This window comes from Bacillus sp. GW823-FHT06B01 (assembly GCF_058952315.1).
The window spans coordinates 150,034-174,107 of sequence record NZ_JBXAHR010000007.1; the positions used below are offsets into that span (position 1 = coordinate 150,034).

Consider the following 24,074-nt stretch of genomic DNA (forward strand, 5'->3'; position numbering starts at 1 on the left):
AATAACGAAATAATCCCCACCTTATATTGCTAATAAGGTGGGGATTATTATACTACTCTGCAATTTCCTCATACAAAAAGTACGTTACATTATAAATATGTTCTACTTCATCGTCTGTCATAAACAATAATTCATCACGCTCAATCCCTTTTTTCTTTTCAATAAACTCAATCATGTTTTTGCGTTCTTCTCTTTTCATCAATTTTATTTCTCCTCTCAATCTGTTTTAATACAGTTTATTTAAGTTACTGCTATTATATAACAGAATCTTTAGAAAGTTCCACCTATTTTATTGTTTTTTTCAGAAGAACTTTTCGACAAAACAAGCCCACCTAAAGGGGGCTTGTTTTATCCCGCTTTAATGGGCAGTAAGACCCCCACCTCAAAATTCAGCGAAAGCAAAGAATTTAGGTGGGGGATCAACTGCCTATAAAAGTCCGATTGGTGAAGGCTAATAATCAGTGGGGGATGAAGAAAACCCCCACTGATTAAAGTTTCACTTTATTTTATAGTCGTAAAAACTCGGGCTCTGTCGTACCAGCACCATCGATGTAATAAATTGTGTCGGGATTGATTTTTATTAATACGTAATTAGGGTCTTCAGGACCAAGTAACCAGCGTTTTAAGCTATTATTCCAAAACTTGTTTTTTAATGTGGAGTCTTCCTCGATGGAAGCTAAGCCTTCAACTTCAATATAATCTTCATCTAATTTTTTTCCTTCACGTCCAAGTAGTACATGTACATTTGGATTGTTTTCGATATCTGTTATCTTTTTTGATTTCCGATCTGTTGCAACATATAACACAAAATCTTCGTGGAAAAACATCATAAAGGTACTATGAGGTTTATTTTCACGTACAGTAGATAATACACCAGTTCGTTGACCGCAAATAATAGTTTCAATTTTTTCTTTTAAATGCATGCTTTTAACCCCTGTTCATAATTTATTGTTTTCTCCGTTTAAACAAGATAATTTAAATATCTTTTATACTGTTTTCTTCAATCCGATTTTTTAAACGTAATTGTGATGAAATCGGACAAGTTAGGAGAAGAATAATAATAATATCGAGGAGAAATACATACGATGGAAGGATGAAAAGCATGTTTAATAAAATATTTCTTATAGTAGCGCTGATCGGGGTACCACTTTCTGTACTTGGAAAAATGCTTCATTGGCCTCAAACAATTATGTTCGCTGTGTATTGCATTACTATTATCGCCTTAGCGGGTTTTATGGGGAGAGCGACAGAAAGTTTGGCAATTGTCTCTGGACCTAGAATAGGCGGATTATTAAATGCTACTTTTGGTAATGCTGTTGAACTAATTATTTCGATTTTTGCACTTCAGGCGGGATTAATTGAGGTTGTATTAGCCTCTTTAACGGGTTCTGTACTTGGGAATTTATTATTAGTAGGAGGGCTATCCTTCTTTATAGGAGGGCTTAAATACAAAAGACAAAGTTTTAATGTATATGATGCAAGGCATAATTCAGCTTTATTAATCTTTGCGGTAGTAGTAGCTTTTGTTATTCCAGAGATTTTTTCAATGAAGATGGATGCTGGAAAGACGTATCAATTAAGTATCGGTGTTTCTATCATTATGATTATTATGTACCTTGCTGCACTACTATTTAAGCTCGTTACGCATCGTGGTGTATATCAACATAAAACGGATGAAGTAGCTCATGAGGAAGAACCAGAGTGGTCGAAAGGTAAAGCGCTACTCATTTTAGCAATAGCGACAATTGCGGTAGCTTATGTGTCAGAGGCGCTTGTGCATACATTTGAGACAGTTGCAAAGTCATTTGGTTGGTCAGAGTTATTTATAGGGGTTATTATCGTTGCAATTGTTGGGAATGCAGCGGAACATGCATCTGCAATTATTATGGCGTATAAAAATAAAGTAAATATTGCAGTTGAAATTGCAGTCGGTTCTACGTTGCAAATTGCCATGTTTGTTGCTCCTGTATTAGTACTGCTTTCTATGTTCTTTGCACAAAGGATGCCTTTAGTATTTACAATACCAGAACTTGTTTCTATGATTACAGCTGTTTTCTTAACGATTGCGATTTCAAATGATGGAGATACAAATTGGTTTGAAGGCGGTACTTTATTAGCGGCGTATGTCATTATGGGAATTGGTTTTTATTTATTATGAAAAATAGGCATAACAATTGTATTGAGAGAAAACAATAAACAAAGTAGTATATATACCTTTACGTAGGAAGGAGCCAGACAGGTGAAACGAGTATACAGCATATGTCTTTCAACTATGGTCTCGTTTATTCTATTATTTCCTAACATGAGTTTTGCAAAGACAACGGTAGAAACAAAAATGCCTTCATCTGTTTTAAATATTTCTAAAGACAATACGTTTCCAAATGATGCGCAAGATTTGCCGCGCTTACAACCGAGTAAGTTTGCTCAAGAACTATTGAAAACAGCAAATATTAAAATTGAAAATCCGGACTTAATTCGAATGTTTAATGAAACGACAATTTCGAATGCGCCGCTTGCGGTAGGGTACCGAGCGAAGATTTATTTAGGTCAATGGGCTTTAAATTATGAATCGGTTGATACATCGATTAATTGGGAATATAAACAAGTAAATCGCAATGTGTACGATAATCGCGGAGGAGATCGCTTATATCCGCTACGCTATAAGCAAGAAACGCAAAAGACGGTTGAAGGTGATTTAACAGCAGATATGAAAAATACTGCGGATGTGAAAAAAATGATGCTTCTCAAAGCACTTGAAAAAGTACAATTGCCACTTTCATTTAAAACGACCATTGGTTATGGTACTGGACATGAGCGTGTATATAATATTAGTCCGAGTCAACTTGGATATTTATACGCTTATACACCAGCAGTAAATGAAAAAGGAAAAGTAACATTTGGAGAAGTGTACCTTGTGTTAAAAGGAAATCAAAAGAGGCTTGTAGTAAAAAATATTACCTCACAAGGAATCGGAGCTGCTATTCCAATTCACGATCATTTGTATTTTAAATTCATTTCTTCTTCTCACTCGCAATAATATGAAAAAACGTCAGCTTATAAGCTGACGTTTTTATTTATCCCGCTATTTGTGGGCAATTGGTTCAACTAATAATCAGTGGGGAATGAACAAAACCCCCACTGATTAAAGTTGAACTTTAAAATGTTATGTTTGCTGTTTTTGATAAGAAGTCTTCTGTCGGATAGTAGCTATTTTTTACAAGAACATTTGGTCCAAGGCATTTTACTGCAGGACAGTGACAGCTTAATGATTGTGCTGTTTTTGAAGCACTCCATTTGTCATACGCTTCTTGTAGTGTGTTTGTTTGTACGTTACCTAGAAGAGGAACGTCACCGAAATCAGTTACAATAATATTTCCATCGAAAATGTTGACGTTTAAACGAGAACGACCATCTGGATCGTTACGAACTGTTACATTTTTGCTCTCTTGTAATTTCTTAAATGTGGCGATGTCTCGCTCGTCATCGCTACAAGCGTAGAAAGGTAAAGTTCCAAATAACATCCATACATTTTCATCGCGAATTTCTAGTAAATGCTCAATTGCATCGCGAATTTCAGCTTTTGTTAAGATCTCTAGATTACTCGCGAAGTCACTTGGATACATTGGATGAACTTCATGACGTTTACAGCCCATCTCTTCGACAATTTGACGATGAATATGTTCAATATGTGGTAGAGTCCTTTTGTTTAACATCGTTTCGGCTGATACGAGTACACCTGCATCTGATAGAGCTTTACTATTTGTAATCATTCGTTCAAATAATTTTGCACGTTGTTCATAAGTAGGTTTACGTTCCATCATTGCAAATCCACCTTCAACGAAGTCATCAATTGTTCCCCAGTTATGAGATATATGCAATACGTCTAAATAAGGAATAATTTGTTCGTAACGTGCTAAATCTATAGTTAAGTTTGAGTTGATTTGAGTGCGAACGCCTCGTTCATGAGCGTATTTTAAGAGTGGTGTTACATAGTTGTCGACGGATTTCTTTGAAAGCATTGGTTCTCCGCCAGTAATACTTAAAGAACGTAAATGAGGAATCTCATCTAATCGTTTTAATAAAAGTTCCATAGGAAGCGGATTTGGATCTTTCGGTTGTAATGTGTAACCAACAGCACAATGCTCGCAACGCATATTGCATAACGTTGTCGTTGTAAACTCAACGTTTGTTAATAGTAGTTTGCCGTACTCTTCAAGGTCCATATACGCTTCCCATGGATCGTAAGAAGGAGTAATCGGCTTCATTTTTTGTGATATCGTCATATGAAATACTCCTTTGACTATTGAAATAACAATTTGTCCATTCTCTATAATAGAAGAATATGTACTTTTTATAAAGTGAAACTTTTTTGTGAAAAAAGAGAGAGGGCTTACATTTGAATGAATGACTGTGACAAAATTGATGAAATTTCATGCCCATAGCAATCATTTTTGCGGTATAATAAAAGCATCTCGAATTAAAAGGAGAGTGCCTTCATGGGAAAAGCAATTGAAGATAAAGATTCACAACTAGTATATTTAAAAGAACGTTTAAATATGTTCATTGAAGTAATTGATACAATTGAACCTGAAGAAGTAGAGTTAGAAGATGTAGATCGTCTTCTTGCGATGTTAGATGAATTAGAATTAAAATGTGAGCAATTTAAAAAAGACGAATAATATATTAAAAAGGCTGCCAATGCAAAATTGGCAGCCTTTTTCTGTATGGATAATAGAAGGACGGTAGAAAAAAAGGTATAATCAAGTTGTGAAAAATTTCATTTATGCTTTAATAGCGTGAAACAAATAAAAAGCTGAAGAGCATAACGATGGAATTTTCAGCTCATAACGTTTTGGTAGCGTTCACAATTGAGGGGGAAGTAACAATGGAAAAGCTTCAAGAAAGCATGTATCAACTAATTGTTGAAACGTCAACGAACTTACCGAAAGATGTTCGTCGTGCGATTCAACAAGCGAAAGAACGAGAAAATGCAGGGACTCGTTCTGCGATGGCACTTGGCACAATTACGAATAATATTAAAATGGCTGATGATAACATCTCGCCAATTTGCCAAGATACAGGGATGCCAACGTTTAAAATTTATACACCAGTTGGTGTGAATCAATTAAAGTTGAAGGAAGCTATCTATAATGCGCTTGAGCGGGCGACAAAAGATGGTAAACTTCGTCCCAATTCTGTTGATTCTCTTTTTGGAGACAATAGTGGAAATAATTTAGGACCAGGTACACCGGTTATTAAGTTTGAACAATGGGAAAAAGATTATATTGATGCACGCTTAATTCTAAAGGGTGGTGGCTGTGAGAATAAAAATATTCAGTATAGCTTACCGTGTGAATTAGAAGGACTTGGACGCGCTGGCCGTGATTTAGAAGGGATTCGTAAATGCCTTCTTCATGCTGTATATCAAGCGCAAGGTCAAGGCTGTAGTGCAGGTGTAATTGGTGTTGGTATCGGGGGAGACCGCACATCAGGTTACGAATTAGCAAAAAATCAATTATTCCGTACATTAGATGATGTCAATCCAGTACCAGAGTTACAAAAACTTGAAGAGTACGTATTAGAAAATGCGAATAAGCTTGGCATTGGTACGATGGGATTTGGCGGAGAAACAACTTTACTTGGTTGTAAAATTGGCGTGTATAATCGTCTGCCAGCTAGTTTCTATGTATCTGTTGCGTATAATTGCTGGGCATATCGCCGCCTTGGCGTAACAATCCATCCTGAAACAGGTGAAATTATGGATTGGCTATATCAAGAAGGTGAGGATACACTTCAGCAAGAAGCGCAAGAAAAAACAGAGCAACGTGAGATTGTATTACAAGCACCAATTACAGAAGAGCAAATTCGTGAACTTCGCGTTGGTGATGTTGTAACAATTAATGGCATGATGTATACAGGTCGTGACGCAATCCATAAGCATTTAATGGATAACGATTGTCCAGTAGATTTAAAAGGACAAGTTATTTATCACTGTGGTCCAGTTGTCGTGAAAGATGAAAATGAAAACTGGCAAATTAAAGCGGCAGGTCCAACGACAAGTATTCGTGAAGAACCGTACCAAGGCGATATTATGAAGAAATTCGGTATTCGCGCTGTCATTGGAAAAGGTGGTATGGGGACAAAAACATTAGCGGCTTTAGAAGAGCACGGTGGTGTATATTTAAATGCAATTGGCGGTGCAGCGCAATATTATGCCGAATGTATTAAAGAAGTAAAAGATGTTGATTTCTTACAATTTGGTATTCCAGAGGCAATGTGGCATTTACGTATCGAAGGATTTAAAGCAGTTGTAACGATGGATTCTCATGGTAATAGCTTACATGCAGATGTTGATAAAACATCACTTGAAAAATTAGCTAGCTTTAAAGAGCCAGTATTTAAGTAAACAAAAATGCATCTCGAATGATTCGAGATGCATTTTTTTGGTATATATAGAAAAACATGTTCAGCATGAAAGAATGCACTGCAACAGAAACTACAAGTACGATTATATATGGAAAGGAGACTATTTATGAAATATAAATGGTTATATATCGGTCTCATTTTTTCAATTATGATGGCACTTGTTCCAGTTTCAGCATTAGCTTATACAAATACTCCACATAACTGGGGAATCCCGCGTCCTAAAAATGAAACAGTACCAGATGCAGGAAAGTTATACACAGATTTACTACAAAAAAATGGTGGGTTTTATTTAGGGGATACAAAGAAAAAAGATATTTATTTAACATTCGATAATGGGTACGAGAATGGATACACAGGGAAAATCTTAGATGTATTAAAAGAGAAAAAAGTACCGGCAACTTTCTTTGTAACGGGTCATTATATTAAAACACAAAAAGATTTGTTATTAAGAATGAAGAATGAAGGACATATTATTGGAAATCATTCGTGGAGTCATCCTGATTTTACAACGGTAAATGATGCGAAACTTCGTGAAGAATTAACGAGTGTAACGGAAGAGATAAAAAAAGTAACTGGGCAAAAAGAAGTAAAATATGTACGTCCGCCGCGCGGCGTATTTAGTGAAAGAACGTTGGCTCTTACGAAAGAAATGGGCTATTATAATGTGTTTTGGTCACTTGCATTTTTGGATTGGAAAGTGGACGAGCAAAGAGGATGGCAATATGCACATAATAATGTAATGACGATGATTCATCCAGGATCTGTTTTATTACTTCATGCAATATCAAAAGATAATGCAGAAGCACTTGCGAAAATCATTGATGATTTGCGCGAGAAAGGGTATCATTTTAAAAGTCTAGATGACTTAGTAAAAAGCAATCAACCGTAAGCATGTATGCTTGCGGTTTTCTCATGCTATAATGATGTGTAAAAAGGATGGGGAAACGTATGTGGAGCGAACATGTTACGTTAGAGTATCCGTATCATTTTGAAGAGGTATTAAAACGTTTATCTTTTGATCCTCTTAACGTCATTCAATTAGATGAGAAAGTCATTTATGTCCCGCTTTGTATAGACGAGGAACAGATTGTTGTTCGCTTGCAAGGGATTGGTACTGTTCAAAATCCACAGTTTTGGATCTCTAGTCAGGCAGGAGATCAAGAGAAAGTCATGAAACGAATGAGGGCCATTTTTCATTGGAATGAACCGTTTCAAGATATACAAAATCATTTTTTAAACACATCATTACGTCCACTATTTGAAACATATGCTTATACTCCAATTATTTTAGAGTTTGATTATTTTGCTTGTCTTCTTCGCTGTATCATTCATCAACAAATAAATTTGAAATTTGCTACTGTGTTAACAGAACAGTTTGTGAAACGATATGGAACAGAGAAGAACGGTGTATTCTTTTTCCCCACTCCAGAAATAGTAGCAAATATTTCAATAGAAGAATTGAGGGAGCAGAAGTTTAGTCAGCGAAAGGCTGAATATATAGTAGGGTTAGGTCGAAGTATTGTCAGCGGTACATTAAATTTAGCGAGTATAGAAACCAGGGCGGATGAAGAGGTTTCCGCACAATTGTTACCAATTAGGGGGATTGGTACATGGACAGTGCAAAATTTTTTAATGTTCGGGCTTGGACGGAAAAATATGTTTCCGAAAGCGGACATTGGGATTCAGCGTGCAGTGCAAGGTGTATTTCAATTAGATGATAAACCTGATGATGCATTTTTAGAAAAAGTGAAACAAGAGTGTGAACCATACTGCAGTTATGCAGCGTTATATTTATGGAAAAGTATAGAGTAGAGGTGTAATAATGATACAAAAGCAACATGAGAGTAAGTTGGAAGTTGGTCAAACGTTTCCTGTGACAATTAAACGTCTTGGGATTAACGGAGAAGGCGTTGGTTATTTTAAGAGACAAGTTGTTTTCATTCCAGGGGCATTACCAGGAGAAGAAGTTGTTGCTGAAACAACGAAAATTCAGCGTGGCTTCGCTGAAGCGAAAGTGAAAAAAGTTCGTAAAGCTTCACCACATCGTGTGAAAGCACCATGTCCGGTATATGAAGAGTGTGGCGGTTGTCAGCTGCAACATTTAGATTATAAAGAACAATTAAATCAAAAGCGTGATATCGTCGTACAAGCATTCGAGAAGTATATGAACAACAGTTTGGAAGAAAAAATTCGTCCAACGCTTGGTATGGAAAACCCATGGCATTATCGTAATAAGAGTCAATTACAAGTGGGACGTAAAGACGAAAAGGTTATTACAGGGCTGTATAAGCAAAATTCACATCAGTTAATTGATATTGCTCACTGTATGATTCAACATAAAGCAACGAATGAAGCGACAAAAGTTGTAAGACGTATATTAGAAAAATTAAAAGTTTCTATTTACAATGAGAAAAAACAAAAAGGTTTAGTACGCACAATTGTGACACGTACTGCAGTTCAAACAGGGGAAGTACAAGTTACACTTATTACAACAAAAGAAGAATTACCAAATAAAGATCAATTTATCGCAGAAGTACAAAAACAGATGCCAGCTGTTAAATCAATTATGCAAAACGTAAACTGGCGTAAAACATCTGTTATTTTCGGTGATAAAACATTTAAATTAGCTGGAAAAGAAGTAATTCAAGAAACACTAGGTGATTTATCATTTGAATTATCAGCACGTGCATTCTTCCAGTTAAATCCAGAACAAACAGTTGTTTTATACGATGAAGCGAAAAAAGCAGCTGCTTTAACAGGCGATGAGAAAATTGTAGATGCGTATTGTGGTGTTGGTACAATCGGTCTTTGGCTTGCAAATGATGCAGCGGAAGTACGTGGTATGGATGTAATTCCAGAAGCGATTGAAGATGCAAGAAAAAATGCGAAGCGTCACGGATTTACAAATACGAAATATGAAGCAGGTAAAGCTGAACAATGGTTACCGAAATGGGTAAAAGAAGGATGGCGTCCAGATGTAATTGTTGTCGATCCACCTCGTACAGGTTGCGATGATAAATTACTGGAAACAATTTTAAAAGTGAAACCAAAACAAGTTGTTTACGTATCTTGTAATCCTTCTTCATTAGCACGTGATGTGCAAGCATTAATGAAGAGTTATGAAGTGGAATATGTACAACCAGTTGATATGTTCCCACATACAGCCCATGTAGAAAATGTAGTGAAGCTTGTTAGAAAGTAAAGTTTATTCATATTCCCTCACGATATGAGGGAATATTTTCTATGAAGGAGAGTAAAATGAATAATTATAAATTAACGATTCAGTACGATGGTGCACGTTTTAAAGGATGGCAACGTCTCGGTAATAACGATAATACAATTCAAGGAAAAATCGAGAGTGTCATATCTGAAATGATCGGAAAAGAAATTGAAATTATCGGTTGTAGTAGAACAGATGCGGGTGTACATGCTTTGAATCAAGTTGCTAACTTTCAAAGTGATGAGAAGTTAGTGGAACATAAAGTGAAAAAATATTTAAATCAACATTTACCCAACGATATTAGCATTACGAATGTAGAAGAAGTACAAGATCGATTCCATGCTCGTTATAATTCTAAAGCAAAAACATATCTTTATAAAATTTGGAATGAAGAGCATACAAATCCATTTATGCGTAAATACAGCATGCATGTGAATAAAAAATTAAATGTGAAAAGCATGAAAGAAGCTGCGAAACATTTAGTTGGTTCACATGACTTTACTGCTTTTTCAAATGCGAAATCAAAGAAAAAGTCTATGGTTCGAGAAGTATATACACTTGAAGTGATGGAAGAAGCAGGATTTGTACAAATTAGAGTAAGTGGTAACGGGTTCCTTCATAACATGGTACGAAAAATTGTTGGAGCATTAATTGAAGTTGGATTAGGGCAATTAGATGCGGACGCAATCCCAAATATTTTAGAGGAAAAACAACGTAATCAAATTAATTGTCTTGCTGAGGCGAGTGGTTTGTATTTGGAGAATGTTGAATTTTAATAAACAATAAAAAAATCGAGCTGTGTAAGCTCGATTTTTTTATTGTTTTGGTATTAAGAAGATTTTTCTTTCTTCATACGTATCTTCAAATTCCAAAAAGCAGCAAGTATAATAGCTGCAAAGGAGCCGCTAATTGTTGCTAATAGTTTTGCATAAGGATAAGCATTCATATCAACTAGTAACATCATACATACAATGGTAGGGAAGAAGGCTAAGTATTGTAATAACTTTAATTTGTTATCATTACTCATATATATCGTTCCTTTCTAGTATGTTATATGTTTATTGTAGCGTATTTTTCCAATTTATATTTACACTTGGAAGCAGATTTATGCTGCATTAACAGGCAATAAAAGTCCAATTGGTGGGGGGGGACAAAACCTCCACAGATTAAAGCTTCACTTCATTTCATATGTGTAAATGCAATTTTTTAATTCGATATTGTAAGTTTTGCCTACTTAATCCTAAAAACTTTGCAGCCTGTGAGATATTACCGTGATACTCTGTCAGAATTTGATTGATGTAGTTCTTCTCCATTGTCTCTATTGTGTGCTTTAATGTTTTAGGTGCATCATCCTCGTTATTAGTTAGGGAAGGTTGCATATTGAATTCTTTTTTTATTTGTTCACGAAAGCGAGTGGGAAGATGAAACGCTGTAATGATATTTTCATCTTCAACTAAATTCATCGAACCTTCAATGATATGTTCCAATTCTCGTACGTTTCCAGGCCAATCATATGCATACAAAAATTCTCTTACATGTACATCTAGATCCGTTACGCCAAGTCCAAATTGAATGTTGTACTTTTCAATAAAGTGCTGCACAAGATCAGGAATATCTTCTTTTCGTTCACGTAAAGGCGGGAGACATAAAGTAACGACGCTTAATCGGTAATATAAGTCTTCCCGTAATCGGTTGTGTGTAATAGCTTCAAGAGGATCTTCATTAATAGTTGCTATAATACGAACATCAATTTCTTTTTCTTGTGTGCCTCCGATTCTTCGTATTGTTTTTTCTTGTATAGCTCGTAGTAACTTCGCTTGAAGTGCTGGACTTAATGAGTTGATCTCATCTAATAACAAAGTTCCTCCATTTGCTTCTTCAAATAAACCAGCTTTATCGATAGCTCCTGTAAATGCACCTCGGTTCGTACCAAATAATAAACTTTCCATGAGTGTATCAGGTATAGCTGCACAGTTTTGTGAAATAAATGGTTTTGTTGAACGTTGACTTTCATTATGGATACTTTGTGCAAATAGTTCTTTACCGGTCCCTGTTTCTCCTACGAGAAGTATGGATGAGGATGTACGAATTACTCTCTTTGCTTCTGTAATGACAGATTGAAGAGCATTAGAATCACCGATTATGTGATCAAAGGTAAATTTATTATTTTGTTTTCGAGAAAGGTTCGTTTTCATCGTTTGTTTGAAATGGCTAATCTCTGTTGAAATTTCAATAGCGCCTTTAATTTTTCCGTTTTCTATTATAGGGAAAGTATTGTTAATCGTTGTAATTTCTTGCCCTTTATTGTTAAAATACGTTTGCTTTATATCTTTGTTTGTTTTTCCCAATTTTAATGCCTCTATAAGAGTACTATTTTTATTTTCTTCAAATGCGAATACTTCTAAAGGACTTTTATATAGCACATCTGAGCGTTCCATTGATTCAATTTCCATCATTTTGCGGTTATAGATAATCGTTTTACTTTCCTCATTAATAATATGAATCCCGATATCGAGCTCATTGAGTAAAGTTTCATATAGCATATTCATTTCAATGATCTGTTTAAAATTAATTTCTTCTGTACGCATAGATTATCTTCTCCTCATTTCACCCTATGAAGACTGACTTTTTATAATTTTATTAAAATTCTTATAAAATCGCAAAATTTTTTTGCTATTTTCCTTTTAAAACTTCTCAAATGATAGAAAAATTTTGCGGTTATGAAGATTTTTTTTTGAGAAACCTTCATTTTAAATAGGAATTGGAGATTGGTACGCATTTTGCATAAATAATAGTTGAAATCTCTAAAGGAGGGATATGCAACGTTTCAGTACCGATTAATAAGAAGGAGGAGTTTATAAAGTGAAGATGGTTATAGAAGGCGTGTATAGTCCTTGTTACGGGAAAGTAGAGAAGTTATTTGTTACGGAAAGTTCTTACGTATACGAGTGGGAGAAATTAGCGTTAATTGAAACAATAGATAAACAGAAAGTAGAAATTAAAGTAGGAATCAGTGGATATATCGAATCATTAGAAGTAGTAGAAGGACAAGCTATCGCTGATAAAAAGTTATTAATAACAGTGAGGGATGATCTTTTAATAACAGGTAGTGATTGATACTATGTATTTTGCTCTTTTCAATAATTATTCTTATTATGAATATTTTTAAAAACGCTTACATGAAATGGGTTTCCAAAGTGAAAAGGGGGGATTTATATGATGGATCAAAACCAAGGGTTAAAAAGGGAATTGAAAAGCAGGCACATCTTTATGATTGCACTTGGAGGAGTTATTGGTACCGGTCTTTTTTTAGGATCTGGGTATACAATTCATGAAGCTGGGCCTGGAGGAGCGATTGTAGCGTATCTTGTTGGAGGATTTGTTATGTATTTAACGATGCTCTGTCTTGGAGAGTTAGCTGTTGCGATGCCTGACGCAGGATCTTATCAAACGTATGCTACAAAGCACATTTCCCCTGCAGCGGGTTATGTAGTCGGCTGGATGTCGTGGCTAAACTGGTCTGCTACGATAGGTATTGAACTGATTGCAGTTAGTATTTTAATGAAACGATGGTTTCCTGATGTACCGTCATGGATTTGGTGTGTAGTGTTTGCGGTGCTTCTTTTTGCTATCAATGCGTTATCTTCAAGAAGTTTTGCAGAAGTTGAATTTTGGTTTGCAAGTATTAAAGTAATTACAATCATTGCATTTATTATTTTAGGCGGGGCAGCAATGTTTGGTTTTCTAGATATGAAAGGAAACGAACCCGCACCGATGTTCTCTAGCTTTACTGATTATGGTGGGTTGTTTCCAAATGGATTATCAGCCATTTTAATTACGATGATTGCAGTTAATTTTTCCTTCCAAGGAACGGAACTAGTTGGTATTGCAGCTGGAGAGAGTGAAAATCCAGAGAAAACGATCCCGAAGGCAATTAATAATACAGTTTGGCGTATACTTGTGTTCTTTGTATTATCTATTTTCATTCTTGCAGGCTTATTCCCTTGGCAGCAAGCAGGAGTGATAGAAAGTCCATTCGTAGTTGTATTTGATAAAATTGGCATTCCTTATGCAGCCGATATTATAAATTTCGTTATTATTACAGCGGTTCTATCCGTTGCGAATTCAGGATTATATGCAACTTCTCGTATGCTATGGTCTATGTCTAACCAAGGCATGATTAGTCCAATTTTCGGTAAGTTATCTAAAAATGGTGTTCCTATTTATGCATTGATTGTAAGTACAATTGTAGGTTGCCTTTCATTACTATCAGGTATTTATGCGGAAGATACAGTTTATTTATGGCTACTTTCTATTGCCGGGTTTGGGGCGATATTAGTTTGGGCATCTATTGCTCTATCTAACTTATTGGCTAGAAGGTCATACATTAAGCAGGGCGGGGATGTGAAGGACTTGAAATTTAAAACACCGCTGTATCCATTCGTACCACTGCTTGCGTTAGTATTAAATGTAACAGTAATTGTTGGTATGGCTTTTATTCCAGAACAAAGAATGGCGTTGTATTGTGGCATTCCATTTATGATTATTTGTTTACTGTTTTACCGTGCGACAAGAAATAAGGCACGTAAGGTAGAACATATTGAAAAAACGAATACAACAGAGGCAGAAAGTTTGTAAATCTATTAGAAACTTATGCTAAAAAAAGAGACTGTAAAATTGTAAACAGTCTCTTTTTTTGTGACAATAAAGCTGGAAACATACTATGTATGCAAAGGGGAACTAGCGATGAATCAAGAAGTTTCACAGCTATTAGAACAGATTGATTTACGAAAAGATGAGTTACTAGAGCTTACAAAGACTTTAATTCGTTTTGAAACACCAGCACCTCCGGCGAGAAATACAAATGAGGCGCAAGAATTTGTTGCAGATTTTCTAAAAAAACGAAATTTTAGTGTTGATAAATGGGATGTATATCCGAATGACCCGAACGTTGTTGGGGTGAGAAAAGGGCTAGAAAGTGACACACATAAAAGTCTTATTATTAATGGACATGTGGATGTAGCAGAAGTATCGGTAGATGAAGCGTGGGAAACCAATCCGTTTGAGCCATTTATAAAAGATGGTTGGTTAGTTGGACGTGGTGCGGCGGATATGAAAGGAGGACTGGCTGGAGCACTATTTGCTATTCAACTGTTACAAGAAGCTGGCATTGAATTACCTGGAGATTTAATCTTTCAATCAGTAATTGGGGAAGAAGTTGGAGAAGCAGGTACACTTCAATGCTGCAAAAAAGGTTATGATGCTGATTTTGCAGTCGTAGTGGATACAAGTGATTTACATATGCAAGGACAGGGCGGCGTAATTACTGGATGGATTACTGTGAAAAGCCCCCAGACGTTTCATGATGCAACACGCAGGCAAATGATTCATGCTGGAGGACGCTTATTCGGAGCGAGTGCGATTGAAAAAATGATGAAAATTGTGCAAAGTTTACAAGAATTAGAGCGTCATTGGGCAGTTATGAAAACATATGAAGGTTATCCATCTGGAACAACAACAATTAACCCAGCTGTTATTGAAGGCGGACGGCATGCAGCATTTATTGCGGATGAGTGCCGGTTATGGATAACGGTGCACTTCTATCCGAATGAAACACATGAACAAATAATAAAAGAAATTGAAGAGTATATTGAGAAAGTAGCGGCTGCCGATCCATGGTTAAGTGAAAGTCCACCACAATTTAAGTGGGGCGGAGAATCAATGATTGTGGATCGTGGCGAAATTTTCCCTTCTTTAGAAGTAGATAGTGAACATGAAGCAGTAAAAACTCTTAGCTCAGTACACGAATCAATTCTATCTAAAAATGCAATTTTAGATATGTCTGCAACGGTAACGGATGGTGGTTGGTTTAGTGAATTTCATATTCCAGCTGTTATCTACGGACCAGGTACATTAGAAGAAGCTCATTCAATAAATGAGAAAGTTGAAGTAGAACAGTTAATTGAATTTACAAAAGTAATAACAGCATTTATATATGAATGGTGTCACACGAAAAAATAGATTAGTGTGTTGAAATCGTACAGGTATGTATACTTGTACGATTTTTTAGTGAACTATTTCAGAGTTGAACAGAAACAACTGAAATAGTTCTTTATTTTTCTATGTTTTTCGTTTTAGTTCGATTAATTTTTCTTTCGCTAATTCAACAGCAATTGCATCATCTAAATAGCCAATTGGAAAGAGATAGTCGGGAATAATATCTGTCGATAAAATGAAATACAGTAATGCGCCTCCAAGAACTGCACGCTCTTCTTTTGAGATAGTTTCATTGCAAAATTGTTGATACATATCGGTTAATTGTTCAATAAAAGGACCAGCGCTATCAATTTGTTCTAATTTACTCGCGAAACTTTCATGAATACGTTTTTCACCTTCTGTTGTCTGAGCATAGCGTTCATAGTTTTCAAGTTCTTGTTTTACGCGAGTTGTTGTATAGTCAAAATCGAATAAGTTAGAGGATTGCAGCGTTTGCTGAATTGTATCAAGAGATGTGTACATATCCGTCTTTTCTTTATTAATGTGAGGAGAATCAGGATACATTTCATCAAATAACAATTGGGGTGGAACTTGCAAACATTCTGCAAATTTTTGTAGATGTTTTTGTTTTGGCGGTTGTTTACCATTCATAATTCTTGAGATTGTTGCGGGATCAATATTTGTATGCATTCCTAATTGACGCATGGATAAGGCACGTTCTTTTAAAAGTTTTTTTATTAATGTACTAAGCCGCTCATTTGGGTTTTCTTTAGGCATAGTGAAGGCACTCCTTTTTTATTGTTGAAAAAATGTTGAGCATTTCTTACATGTATATGAAACAGACAGGCACAGTTGCTCAACATTTTCATAATATGCATTGAAAAGTGAGAAAAAGGGGTGGCTGTTTATGAGTACGGCAGGTCTATTTTCAATTTTTTTAATCGGTATTGCTTCTAATTTAGATAATGCAGGTGTTGGGATTGCATATGGCATTCGTAAAATTCGAATTTCGTGGCTTAACAATTTTATCATCGCATTTTTTGGTTTTTTATTTACTTTATTAGCTGGCTTTTTTGGGAACTGGATAGCGTTATTTATTTCAGAGTTTACTGCAAACCTAATTGGAGCAATCGTTTTAGGTATAATCGGTGTGTTTATTTTGTGCCAGCCTTTCTTGGGGCAAAGAAATACTGTAGGTTCTAAAGATGGTAATGTACTTATGGGCATTTTACGTGATCCAGAAAAAGCAGATTTTGATGGTTCTAAAACAATTAGTTTTTCAGAAGCAATTGTTTTAGGGGTTGCGTTGTCTATTAATAATATTGCAGGTGGATTTGACGCTGGGGTAACAAACTTGAATCTGTGGCTTACAGCAACTATTTCTGGGGTGTTTAGTTTTATTTGTATTAGTGGTTTTGCTTATGTAGGAAAACGATTTTTAGCAGAATACTTAGGGAAATGGGCTACTGTTATCGCAGGAGTGTTATTAATTCTTATTGGGATCGATCAGTTGTTGTAAGGAGAACAGAAAACAATGTTCGAGTATTTCCTTGGAAATACGGCAAAGGATTGCATATGTCGACGTACTTTTCTTTCCCCATACTAATACGGATTTCTTTTAAAGAAAGGGGATCCGTATGGGACGCGGAAAAGCATTTGATCATAAGAAAAAAGGGCATGACCATCAACCGCCTAAAGGTGCGTTCATTCATAAAGATGTAAATGAACATACTTTAGAAGAGGAAGAACTACCAGTAAATATTGAGACGTATAAAAATATTTTGAAAAAACATTAAAAGCACCTAAATAGGTGCTTTTTTAACGTATATCTTCAATTAATTGTTCCGATTCTTCATGCATACTGTATTCACTTAGAACTTGAATGCAAAGCCACTTTAATTCTTCGATAGTATGTTCAAGTTCTTCAGGAAGCACATGATGAATGTCTTCAAGTCCCATTCCGAAATGGATGAGTTCAAGTACTTGATCATCGATGTTCCGATCCATTAGTAGTTCAAGCACTTCTAAATTGAATATGTATCGGTGAGCTTCATCGAGTGAAACAACTTTTAACTTCAAGCTTTCTACAATACTCAATATAAAAAGAAGAATTGTTTTTTCAAGAACAGGCTGTTTTTCCATTTGAAATATTAGTTTCATCTTTCACACCTCCACATATAGCGCTAGGTTGTACTATATTATTCAGGAGGGGGGAGCAAATATGCATGATATAGAGAAACTTTCAGTACGGTTTTTATAAGGGGATGGATAGCCGATAAAGTTGAGGGTTTTATGAAATAAAAAAATCCTGCTAGTATAGCAGGATAACTATGAATTAAAAAATACTCCAACCTTCTTGAGCAGAAAGAAGTTCAAGAATTTTAAAACCAGCGATACTATTTCCGTTTGCATCTAAAGCTGGTCCGAAAATACCAATTCCCATTTCTCCTTTTACGCAGCCGAAAATACCACCAGCTACACCACTTTTTGCGGGGATACCAACACGAATCGCAAATTCACCAGACTCGTTATACATACCGCATGTAACCATAAATGTTTTACAGATTTTTGTAATATGTTTAGGGATAATTTGCTTTTTCTTATATGGATCATAGCCATCCATCGCAAAAATTAAGCCGATACGTGCTAAATCGATACAGTTTACTTCAACTGCACATTGTCGAGTGTATAAATCCATAAGTTCTTCGATGTCACAATCGATAATTCCGTTTTGTTTCATGTAGTAACAAAGTGAACGGTTTAAGTAAGCTGTCTCTAATTCTGAATTGGCAACTTTAGAAGAATAATTAATGGTAGGATTATCTGTTATTTCACGTACAAAATGAAGGATGCGCTCCATTTTTTTTTCATTATCTTTTCCTGTTAACATGCTTGTAATAGCTAGTGCTCCCGCATTAATCATTGGATTAAGTGGTTTGGATGGACTTGTTGTTTCTAACTTAATAATAGAGTTGAATGGATCACCAGTTGGTTCCATTCCAACTTTAGAAAATACATATTCTTCACCACGATCTAAAAGGGCAAGTGCAAGTGTAATTACTTTTGAAATACTTTGAAGAGTAAATAGTGTTTGTGAGTTGCCAGCATGGATATATTCTGTTTCTTTATGGAAAATGGCAATCCCTAAATCGTCTGGATTTGCATTTCCTAGTTCGGGGATATAAGTAGCAAGCTTTCCTTTTTTCGTATATGGTTTTACTTGTTCTAACAACTGTTGTAAGTTGTTTGTTTCAATGCACTGCATAGTACCAACGCTCCTATTTCGAATTAACTACGTTTACTTTTCCCGATATGCTCGGAAATAAATAATAACATGAAAAGGTGGAATGATAAAACGAAAGTTACATGTTCTATAGTGGGTCTTTCATTTTGATAATTCTGTATTGAAAAAGGAGAATTTTCCTTTTATATAACAGTTTGGAAATAGGAGATTTATCCATAAAAAATTCGAAAATAAAAACTACACATCTATACAACTATATGTTATTATGGTTATGTAAATAGAAAGCGTTTTCTAAGGCGTACTTATAATGATAACGATTTCATAAATTTGATAGGGGGAATTAAAATGTTGCAGTTTCTACAACGTATTGGTAAAGCATTAATGCTTCCAATCGCCGTACTACCAGCAGCAGGATTATTGCTTCGTTTAGGACAAGAAGACGTATTTAACATTCCTGTTATGGCACAGGCCGGTGCAGCAATTTTTGATAATTTAGCACTTATTTTTGCAATTGGTGTTGCAATCGGTTTGTCTATTGATGGTAGTGGAGCAGCTGGACTTGCCGGAGCAATTGGATATCTTGTTTTACAAAATACAACGAATGCTCTAAGTAAGACATATTCAGCAGCAGAGTTAAATGATAAATTAAAAAGTGTTCAAGATTTAGTAGGTTCAGTAGATCCAACTAAATTAGCAGATACAATGACAAAGGTTTCAAAAGCAGCGGCGTTAACGCCGAAAATTAATATGGCCATACTCGGTGGTATTATTGCAGGGGTTGTTGCGGGATTACTATACAACAAATTCCATAAGATTAAACTACCAGAATGGTTAGGATTCTTTGCAGGAAAACGTTTCGTACCAATCATTACTTCAATCGTAATGCTTCTTTTAGGATTAGTATTCGGTCAAATTTGGCCAACGATTCAAAGTGGTATTGATTCAGTAGCACATGGCATTGTGAACTTAGGTTCAATTGGTGCTGGTTTATTCGGATTATTAAACCGTTTATTAATTCCAATCGGTTTACACCACGTAATGAACACATACTTCTGGTTCGTACTTGGTGACTTTACAAATGCAGCTGGCGATATCGTTCATGGTGATATTGCACGCTTCTTTGCAAAAGATCCATCAGCAGGTATGTTTATGACTGGTTTCTTCCCAATCATGATGTTCGGTTTACCAGCAGCATGTTTCGCAATGATTGCAGCTGCTAAACCAGAAAAACGTAAAATGGTTACAGGTATGTTAGGTGGTCTAGCATTAACTTCATTCTTAACTGGTATTACAGAACCAATTGAATTCTCATTCATGTTCTTATCACCAGTATTATATGGAATTCATGCTGTATTAACAGGTCTGTCTCTATTCATTACAACAACACTCGGCATTCACGATGGTTTCTCATTTAGTGCCGGAGCAATCGATTACTTCTTAAACTTCGGTATTGCAACAAAACCATTGTTACTTGCAGGAATCGGTTTAATTTACGCAGCAATTTACTTTGTAGTATTCTACTTCTTAATTAAGAAGTTCGACCTAAAAACTCCTGGTCGTGAAGACGAAGAGGAACTAGCTGAAGGTGAAGAAGCTCCAGTTGCAGGTTCAATTGGTGAAACTTACGTAGCAGCTTTAGGTGGAAAAGAAAACTTAACAGTTATTGATAACTGTGCAACACGTCTACGCTTACAAGTGAAAGATGCTGGTCAAGTAAACGAAGCAGCATTAAAACGTGCTGGTGCAAAAGGTGTTATGAAATTAAGTAACACGAGTGTACAAGTTATCGTAGGTACAAATGTTGAATCTGTTGCCGATGATATGAAAAAACACGTATAAATAATGAGATAAGAGGATATCCCAAAAGATTGATAACATCAATTTTTTTAGAGGATATCCTCTTTTTTATGTTAACGATTTAACGGGAATCTTACTTTTGTAAATTTTCTTTTTCTTTTTTATACATATAGGTTGGTAATATGTGCAGTGCGTGATAAAGTAGGGATGATATAGAATAGAGTATCCATAATCTGCTAAAATAAATCTTTAGTAGAGGAAGTAAATTATTGGTGAGTAAGGGGAAAAAAGCAATCATGGATCAGGAAAAAAATAATGCGAATGGGAAAGCACGTCGGCCGATTGTATACATAAAAAGAACAATCATTCTCGTCTTACTATTTTCACTTGTATATTTCATGTATACAAAAATTGTTGCGCATAATAAGAAAGAAGAAACTTTAAAAGCAGCGGCAGAAATGAAGAAACAAGAAGAGCTGAAAAAGAAAGAAGAAGAAAAAAAGAAACGAGAAGTACAAAAACAAAAAGAGCAGGAAGAACAAGAAAAACAAGTGAAGCAAGCACAAGCTGTGGAAAAGCCTGCTGAGGGACCACCTCAAGAAATTAATGAAAACGCTCAATTAGATCAATATTTACAAAACGCAGGATTTAGCGGGACAGCTGTTATTGTGAAGAACGGAAAAGTTCTTTTGAATAAAGGATACGGTATGGCGAACAAAGAGAAACAAGTACCGAATAATTCAGAGACAACTTTTTATATTGGTTCTATTTCAAAGGCATTTGTAGCGACTGCTATTATGCAATTAAAGGATCAAAATAAATTAAATGTAGAGGATACGGTTGCAAAGTATATTCCAGATTTCCCTCAAGGTAATGGGATTCAGTTAAAGCATTTACTAACACATACATCAGGAATTCCAGAGTATGAGCAAGGAACAGAGGATATTTCTCATGAAGAACTGATAAAACGAATAGGAAAGCAAAAGCGTGTTGGGAGCCCAGGAGAGAAATGGAAATATTCCGATTCGAACTATTCGATACTCGCCTATATCGCTGAGAAGGTAAGTGGACAACCGTTAGAAGACTATATTAAACAACATATTTTTGCTACTGCGGGTATGAAACATTCTGGTTTCGGTAAAGCGTTAGAGCAAACAAGGTTCCCATCAACAGGTTATAAAATAGTAAATAACAATATGACAACACCTAATATTCCAAGTATGTCACAACTATATGGTTGTGGTGATATATATACAAGTGCACATGATTTATATTTATTTAATGAAGCACTCTTCTCTGGAAAGCTGATTTCAAAAGAGAGTTATGATCAAATGTTTACGGCTGTGAAAAAGGATTACGGATTTGGTTGGTATGTAGACCCGGGAAGTTATTCGAATCACGGTGTAATGCCAGGATGGAATTGTTTAAATGGATTTAGTAAAAACGGAAGTGTGTATGTCGTTTTATTATCTAACATTCAAAATAATATTAAATCGTTTGGTAAAGTGAATAACGACATTTATACGATGTTGCGAAATATTGAAGTGTAAGAGACTATCCTATTGGATAGTCTTTTTTATTGAGGAAGTGTATGTGCAATGGGATAATGAAATAAAGTGAAACTTTAATCAGTGGGGGGGCTTCATCCCAAACTGATTATTAGCCCTCACCAATCGGGCTTTTTCGGGCAGTAAGACCCCCACCTAACTTCTTTGCTTTCGCCGAATTTTGAGATGGGGGTCTTACTGCCCGGCAAATAGCGGGGTAAATGGAAAAGGGGGAAGGATATGAGTATACATAAGCATCACGCACGTAATGCAAAACGCATTTTTGGGGTATCTGTCATTGTATGGATTATTCTCGCAATTGGATTAGTGATGGAATATAAAAAAGGGATGCTATTCACTTCGAAGAAAGAAAATCTGAAATTAATAGGTGTTGTACTACCGGCATTTGGATTATTAATATATAGCTTTATAGAAAAACGAAGATCAAAAATGCTCAAACAGGAAAATTATAATATAGAGGCTTCTGAATTATTGGAGCAACAAAAATTTGTTGTTCGCAAAGAAGTAGGAGTATTTCAAGTAATTACATACTTTGGATTAGATGGCAGTGCAGTAGGATTTTTAAAAGAAGAGTATGATTTTGTGATTCAAAGTGTATGGCAAGCTGTACTCTCTTTTCTTGTTAATGGACTACATAAGCAACAATTTTATTTATATAATAATTCGGGAGAAAGATTATTGCGTGTTCAAAAGAAGATGGGAGTACGTAACTTCTATATTTTTTCCGATGTAGAGGGAAAGAAAATTGGAGAATTGAAACAAGTACTAAGTTTAACAAAGTGGGAATGGATCTTTTTAGGAGTGGATGGTAAAGAATTTGGTAAAGTGACTGGGGACCTTTCAGCAACAATGCAGAAAATAGATTGGCGAGATGGGACGCATATTGATGTAAAAGAAGATGGTATTCCTTTAGAAGCTGTTAAGTATTTCTCGGCAAGTGGTGGTTCACTTGTTACAGCTTCTATAAGTGAACAGGCAGAATTACCACGAGCGGTTTATTATAGTGCAGCTGCCATTGTTACAATTAAAAATTAAAATATACATAAAGATAGATGGGATACCATCTATCTTTTTTGTGTGACTAGAAAAGATGGTTTCTTTGAAAAATGTATGCCTTACCTATCACAAAAAAAGCCTGCTTTGTATACATTAAGATGTATGGATGTGTTTTTATACTTTAAAAATAATAGGAGGAGAAGTGTATGTGTTTGTTCGGTAAGTATTGGAAAAAGCTATCGAGATTGTTTAATAGACAATTAGATTATTTTTTAGATAATAAGTTATTGCCTGCTGTGGAGAGACTTTTATTTTCACAAAACTTCGCGAGATTTATTCAAAGAAACTCTAAGCAAGCTACGGAAGAAGTTATTGAATCAAGTAGATTCCAATCTATTATTTGTAACATTTTAAAAGAATGTAATACATCACCTTTTAAAGAAATTGCAGAGCAATATTTGGGTAAAAACGTAGAAATTACTGTGACAGTTGGACAGTTAACGGGTGTGATTGTAGCAGTTGGTGATGATTTCTTAACATTGCAAGAAGGAATAGGAACAGAAGTTTTATTACCATTTACAAGTATTATATCAATTAAAGAAGTGTAAGAAAGGAGAGTTATATATGTTATTTACTGATGAATTACGTAACCATGTTGGTGAACTAGTGCAAGTTGTGACAGCTGTAGAAATCATTGCAGGCGTTCTTTTATCTGTGACGGATGGGGCAGTAATTGTTCGTACTTCTCCTTCTTATGGACCACCAGAAGATGTAGTTGTACGTATTCCGATTATTGCTTATGTTCGCTTGGAAGGGTAAGCGTGAT

At 35.5% G+C, this 24,074-nt stretch carries 26 protein-coding genes and 1 pseudogene; 19 read left to right on the forward strand and 8 right to left on the reverse strand.

Annotated elements, in window-relative coordinates:
- Nucleotides 1-52: 52 nt before the first annotated feature.
- Entirely contained in the window at nucleotides 53-199 is a 147-nt protein-coding gene (locus AC1Q8N_RS25425) for a BH0509 family protein (protein WP_000817786.1), read from the reverse strand.
- Nucleotides 200-506: 307 nt separating this feature from the next.
- On the reverse strand, nucleotides 507-923 hold the full coding sequence (locus tag AC1Q8N_RS25430) for a pyridoxamine 5'-phosphate oxidase family protein (protein ID WP_000550224.1): 417 nt from the start codon (nucleotides 921-923) through the stop codon (nucleotides 507-509).
- Nucleotides 924-1,102: 179 nt separating this feature from the next.
- On the opposite strand from AC1Q8N_RS25430, the gene cax reads away from it, so the two are divergent.
- Nucleotides 1,103-2,158: a calcium/proton exchanger gene (cax, locus tag AC1Q8N_RS25435; protein ID WP_000482128.1), complete on the forward strand. Its 1,056-nt coding sequence runs from the start codon at nucleotides 1,103-1,105 to the stop codon at nucleotides 2,156-2,158.
- Nucleotides 2,159-2,239: 81 nt separating this feature from the next.
- A complete protein-coding gene (locus tag AC1Q8N_RS25440) occupies nucleotides 2,240-3,037 on the forward strand; it encodes a YfkD famly protein (protein ID WP_033662157.1) in 798 nt (265 codons plus the stop codon).
- Between the two features lie 118 nt (nucleotides 3,038-3,155).
- Here AC1Q8N_RS25440 and yfkAB read toward each other — a convergent pair whose 3' ends face one another.
- Nucleotides 3,156-4,283 (reverse strand): radical SAM/CxCxxxxC motif protein YfkAB, encoded by a 1,128-nt coding sequence (gene yfkAB / locus AC1Q8N_RS25445; RefSeq protein ID WP_000156029.1) that lies wholly within the window; start codon nucleotides 4,281-4,283, stop codon nucleotides 3,156-3,158.
- Between the two features lie 213 nt (nucleotides 4,284-4,496).
- Between yfkAB and AC1Q8N_RS25450 the strand changes: the two genes are divergently transcribed.
- From AC1Q8N_RS25450 to truA, 6 genes are all read left to right on the forward strand, one after another.
- Nucleotides 4,497-4,679, forward strand: a complete 183-nt coding sequence (locus AC1Q8N_RS25450; RefSeq protein ID WP_000513547.1) for an SE1561 family protein — start codon at nucleotides 4,497-4,499, stop codon at nucleotides 4,677-4,679.
- A gap of 206 nt (nucleotides 4,680-4,885) precedes the next feature.
- Entirely contained in the window at nucleotides 4,886-6,406 is a 1,521-nt protein-coding gene (gene fumA / locus AC1Q8N_RS25455) for a class I fumarate hydratase (RefSeq protein WP_098079808.1), read from the forward strand.
- A gap of 126 nt (nucleotides 6,407-6,532) precedes the next feature.
- On the forward strand, nucleotides 6,533-7,315 hold the full coding sequence (gene pdaA, locus AC1Q8N_RS25460) for a delta-lactam-biosynthetic de-N-acetylase (protein WP_000875960.1): 783 nt from the start codon (nucleotides 6,533-6,535) through the stop codon (nucleotides 7,313-7,315).
- 59 nt (nucleotides 7,316-7,374) lie between these two features.
- Complete coding sequence (locus tag AC1Q8N_RS25465; protein ID WP_000269433.1) at nucleotides 7,375-8,238, forward strand: DNA-3-methyladenine glycosylase family protein; 864 nt, start codon at nucleotides 7,375-7,377, stop codon at nucleotides 8,236-8,238.
- Nucleotides 8,239-8,248: 10 nt separating this feature from the next.
- Complete coding sequence (gene rlmD, locus AC1Q8N_RS25470; protein ID WP_493521425.1) at nucleotides 8,249-9,628, forward strand: 23S rRNA (uracil(1939)-C(5))-methyltransferase RlmD; 1,380 nt, start codon at nucleotides 8,249-8,251, stop codon at nucleotides 9,626-9,628.
- A 56-nt stretch (nucleotides 9,629-9,684) separates the two neighbouring features.
- Entirely contained in the window at nucleotides 9,685-10,422 is a 738-nt protein-coding gene (truA, locus tag AC1Q8N_RS25475) for a tRNA pseudouridine(38-40) synthase TruA (protein ID WP_048542121.1), read from the forward strand.
- Between the two features lie 53 nt (nucleotides 10,423-10,475).
- On the opposite strand, the gene AC1Q8N_RS25480 is transcribed toward truA, so the two are convergent.
- Entirely contained in the window at nucleotides 10,476-10,673 is a 198-nt protein-coding gene (locus tag AC1Q8N_RS25480; RefSeq protein WP_048542120.1) for a hypothetical protein, read from the reverse strand.
- A 157-nt stretch (nucleotides 10,674-10,830) separates the two neighbouring features.
- Nucleotides 10,831-12,234 carry a sigma-54 interaction domain-containing protein gene (locus AC1Q8N_RS25485; protein ID WP_098642939.1) on the reverse strand — a complete coding sequence of 468 codons (1,404 nt, stop codon included), beginning with the start codon at nucleotides 12,232-12,234 and terminating at the stop codon, nucleotides 10,831-10,833.
- A 274-nt stretch (nucleotides 12,235-12,508) separates the two neighbouring features.
- On the opposite strand from AC1Q8N_RS25485, the gene AC1Q8N_RS25490 reads away from it, so the two are divergent.
- The 3 genes from AC1Q8N_RS25490 (at nucleotide 12,509) to AC1Q8N_RS25500 (ending at nucleotide 15,667) form a co-directional block, all read left to right on the forward strand.
- On the forward strand, nucleotides 12,509-12,763 hold the full coding sequence (locus tag AC1Q8N_RS25490) for a biotin/lipoyl-containing protein (protein WP_000784766.1): 255 nt from the start codon (nucleotides 12,509-12,511) through the stop codon (nucleotides 12,761-12,763).
- A gap of 99 nt (nucleotides 12,764-12,862) precedes the next feature.
- Nucleotides 12,863-14,284 carry an amino acid permease gene (locus AC1Q8N_RS25495; RefSeq protein ID WP_098079804.1) on the forward strand — a complete coding sequence of 474 codons (1,422 nt, stop codon included), beginning with the start codon at nucleotides 12,863-12,865 and terminating at the stop codon, nucleotides 14,282-14,284.
- Between the two features lie 60 nt (nucleotides 14,285-14,344).
- On the forward strand, nucleotides 14,345-15,667 hold the full coding sequence (locus tag AC1Q8N_RS25500) for an acetylornithine deacetylase (RefSeq protein ID WP_493521426.1): 1,323 nt from the start codon (nucleotides 14,345-14,347) through the stop codon (nucleotides 15,665-15,667).
- Between the two features lie 99 nt (nucleotides 15,668-15,766).
- Here the strand turns inward: AC1Q8N_RS25500 and AC1Q8N_RS25505 are convergent, their stop codons facing one another.
- The gene (locus AC1Q8N_RS25505; protein ID WP_001123723.1) at nucleotides 15,767-16,420 is read right to left on the reverse strand and encodes a DUF1232 domain-containing protein; all 654 of its coding nucleotides are present in this window, start codon (nucleotides 16,418-16,420) and stop codon (nucleotides 15,767-15,769) included.
- 130 nt (nucleotides 16,421-16,550) lie between these two features.
- Between AC1Q8N_RS25505 and AC1Q8N_RS25510 the strand changes: the two genes are divergently transcribed.
- Together AC1Q8N_RS25510 and AC1Q8N_RS25515 are read left to right on the forward strand one after the other, a co-directional pair.
- Nucleotides 16,551-17,162 (forward strand): manganese efflux pump, encoded by a 612-nt coding sequence (locus AC1Q8N_RS25510; RefSeq protein ID WP_000100745.1) that lies wholly within the window; start codon nucleotides 16,551-16,553, stop codon nucleotides 17,160-17,162.
- A gap of 118 nt (nucleotides 17,163-17,280) precedes the next feature.
- Entirely contained in the window at nucleotides 17,281-17,439 is a 159-nt protein-coding gene (locus AC1Q8N_RS25515) for a hypothetical protein (protein WP_098079798.1), read from the forward strand.
- 22 nt (nucleotides 17,440-17,461) lie between these two features.
- Here AC1Q8N_RS25515 and AC1Q8N_RS25520 read toward each other — a convergent pair whose 3' ends face one another.
- Together AC1Q8N_RS25520 and glsA are read right to left on the reverse strand one after the other, a co-directional pair.
- Nucleotides 17,462-17,803: a DUF3969 family protein gene (locus tag AC1Q8N_RS25520; RefSeq protein ID WP_000766602.1), complete on the reverse strand. Its 342-nt coding sequence runs from the start codon at nucleotides 17,801-17,803 to the stop codon at nucleotides 17,462-17,464.
- A gap of 175 nt (nucleotides 17,804-17,978) precedes the next feature.
- The gene (gene glsA, locus AC1Q8N_RS25525) at nucleotides 17,979-18,908 is read right to left on the reverse strand and encodes a glutaminase A (protein ID WP_001149862.1); all 930 of its coding nucleotides are present in this window, start codon (nucleotides 18,906-18,908) and stop codon (nucleotides 17,979-17,981) included.
- 69 nt (nucleotides 18,909-18,977) lie between these two features.
- On the opposite strand from glsA, the pseudogene AC1Q8N_RS25530 reads away from it, so the two are divergent.
- The 6 genes and pseudogenes from AC1Q8N_RS25530 (at nucleotide 18,978) to AC1Q8N_RS25555 (ending at nucleotide 24,067) form a co-directional block, all read left to right on the forward strand.
- Nucleotides 18,978-19,091 (forward strand): annotated as a pseudogene (locus AC1Q8N_RS25530) (transcriptional regulator).
- 141 nt (nucleotides 19,092-19,232) lie between these two features.
- Nucleotides 19,233-20,726, forward strand: coding sequence for an N-acetylglucosamine-specific PTS transporter subunit IIBC (gene nagE / locus AC1Q8N_RS25535; protein ID WP_000938876.1), 1,494 nt, complete (start codon nucleotides 19,233-19,235; stop codon nucleotides 20,724-20,726).
- A 254-nt stretch (nucleotides 20,727-20,980) separates the two neighbouring features.
- Entirely contained in the window at nucleotides 20,981-22,234 is a 1,254-nt protein-coding gene (locus AC1Q8N_RS25540; RefSeq protein WP_098079113.1) for a serine hydrolase domain-containing protein, read from the forward strand.
- 237 nt (nucleotides 22,235-22,471) lie between these two features.
- Entirely contained in the window at nucleotides 22,472-23,287 is an 816-nt protein-coding gene (locus AC1Q8N_RS25545; RefSeq protein WP_048542111.1) for a hypothetical protein, read from the forward strand.
- A 167-nt stretch (nucleotides 23,288-23,454) separates the two neighbouring features.
- Complete coding sequence (locus AC1Q8N_RS25550) at nucleotides 23,455-23,856, forward strand: LSm family protein (RefSeq protein ID WP_000335522.1); 402 nt, start codon at nucleotides 23,455-23,457, stop codon at nucleotides 23,854-23,856.
- A gap of 16 nt (nucleotides 23,857-23,872) precedes the next feature.
- Entirely contained in the window at nucleotides 23,873-24,067 is a 195-nt protein-coding gene (locus AC1Q8N_RS25555; RefSeq protein ID WP_000899469.1) for an LSm family protein, read from the forward strand.
- The last annotated feature ends 7 nt before the right edge of the window (nucleotides 24,068-24,074 follow it).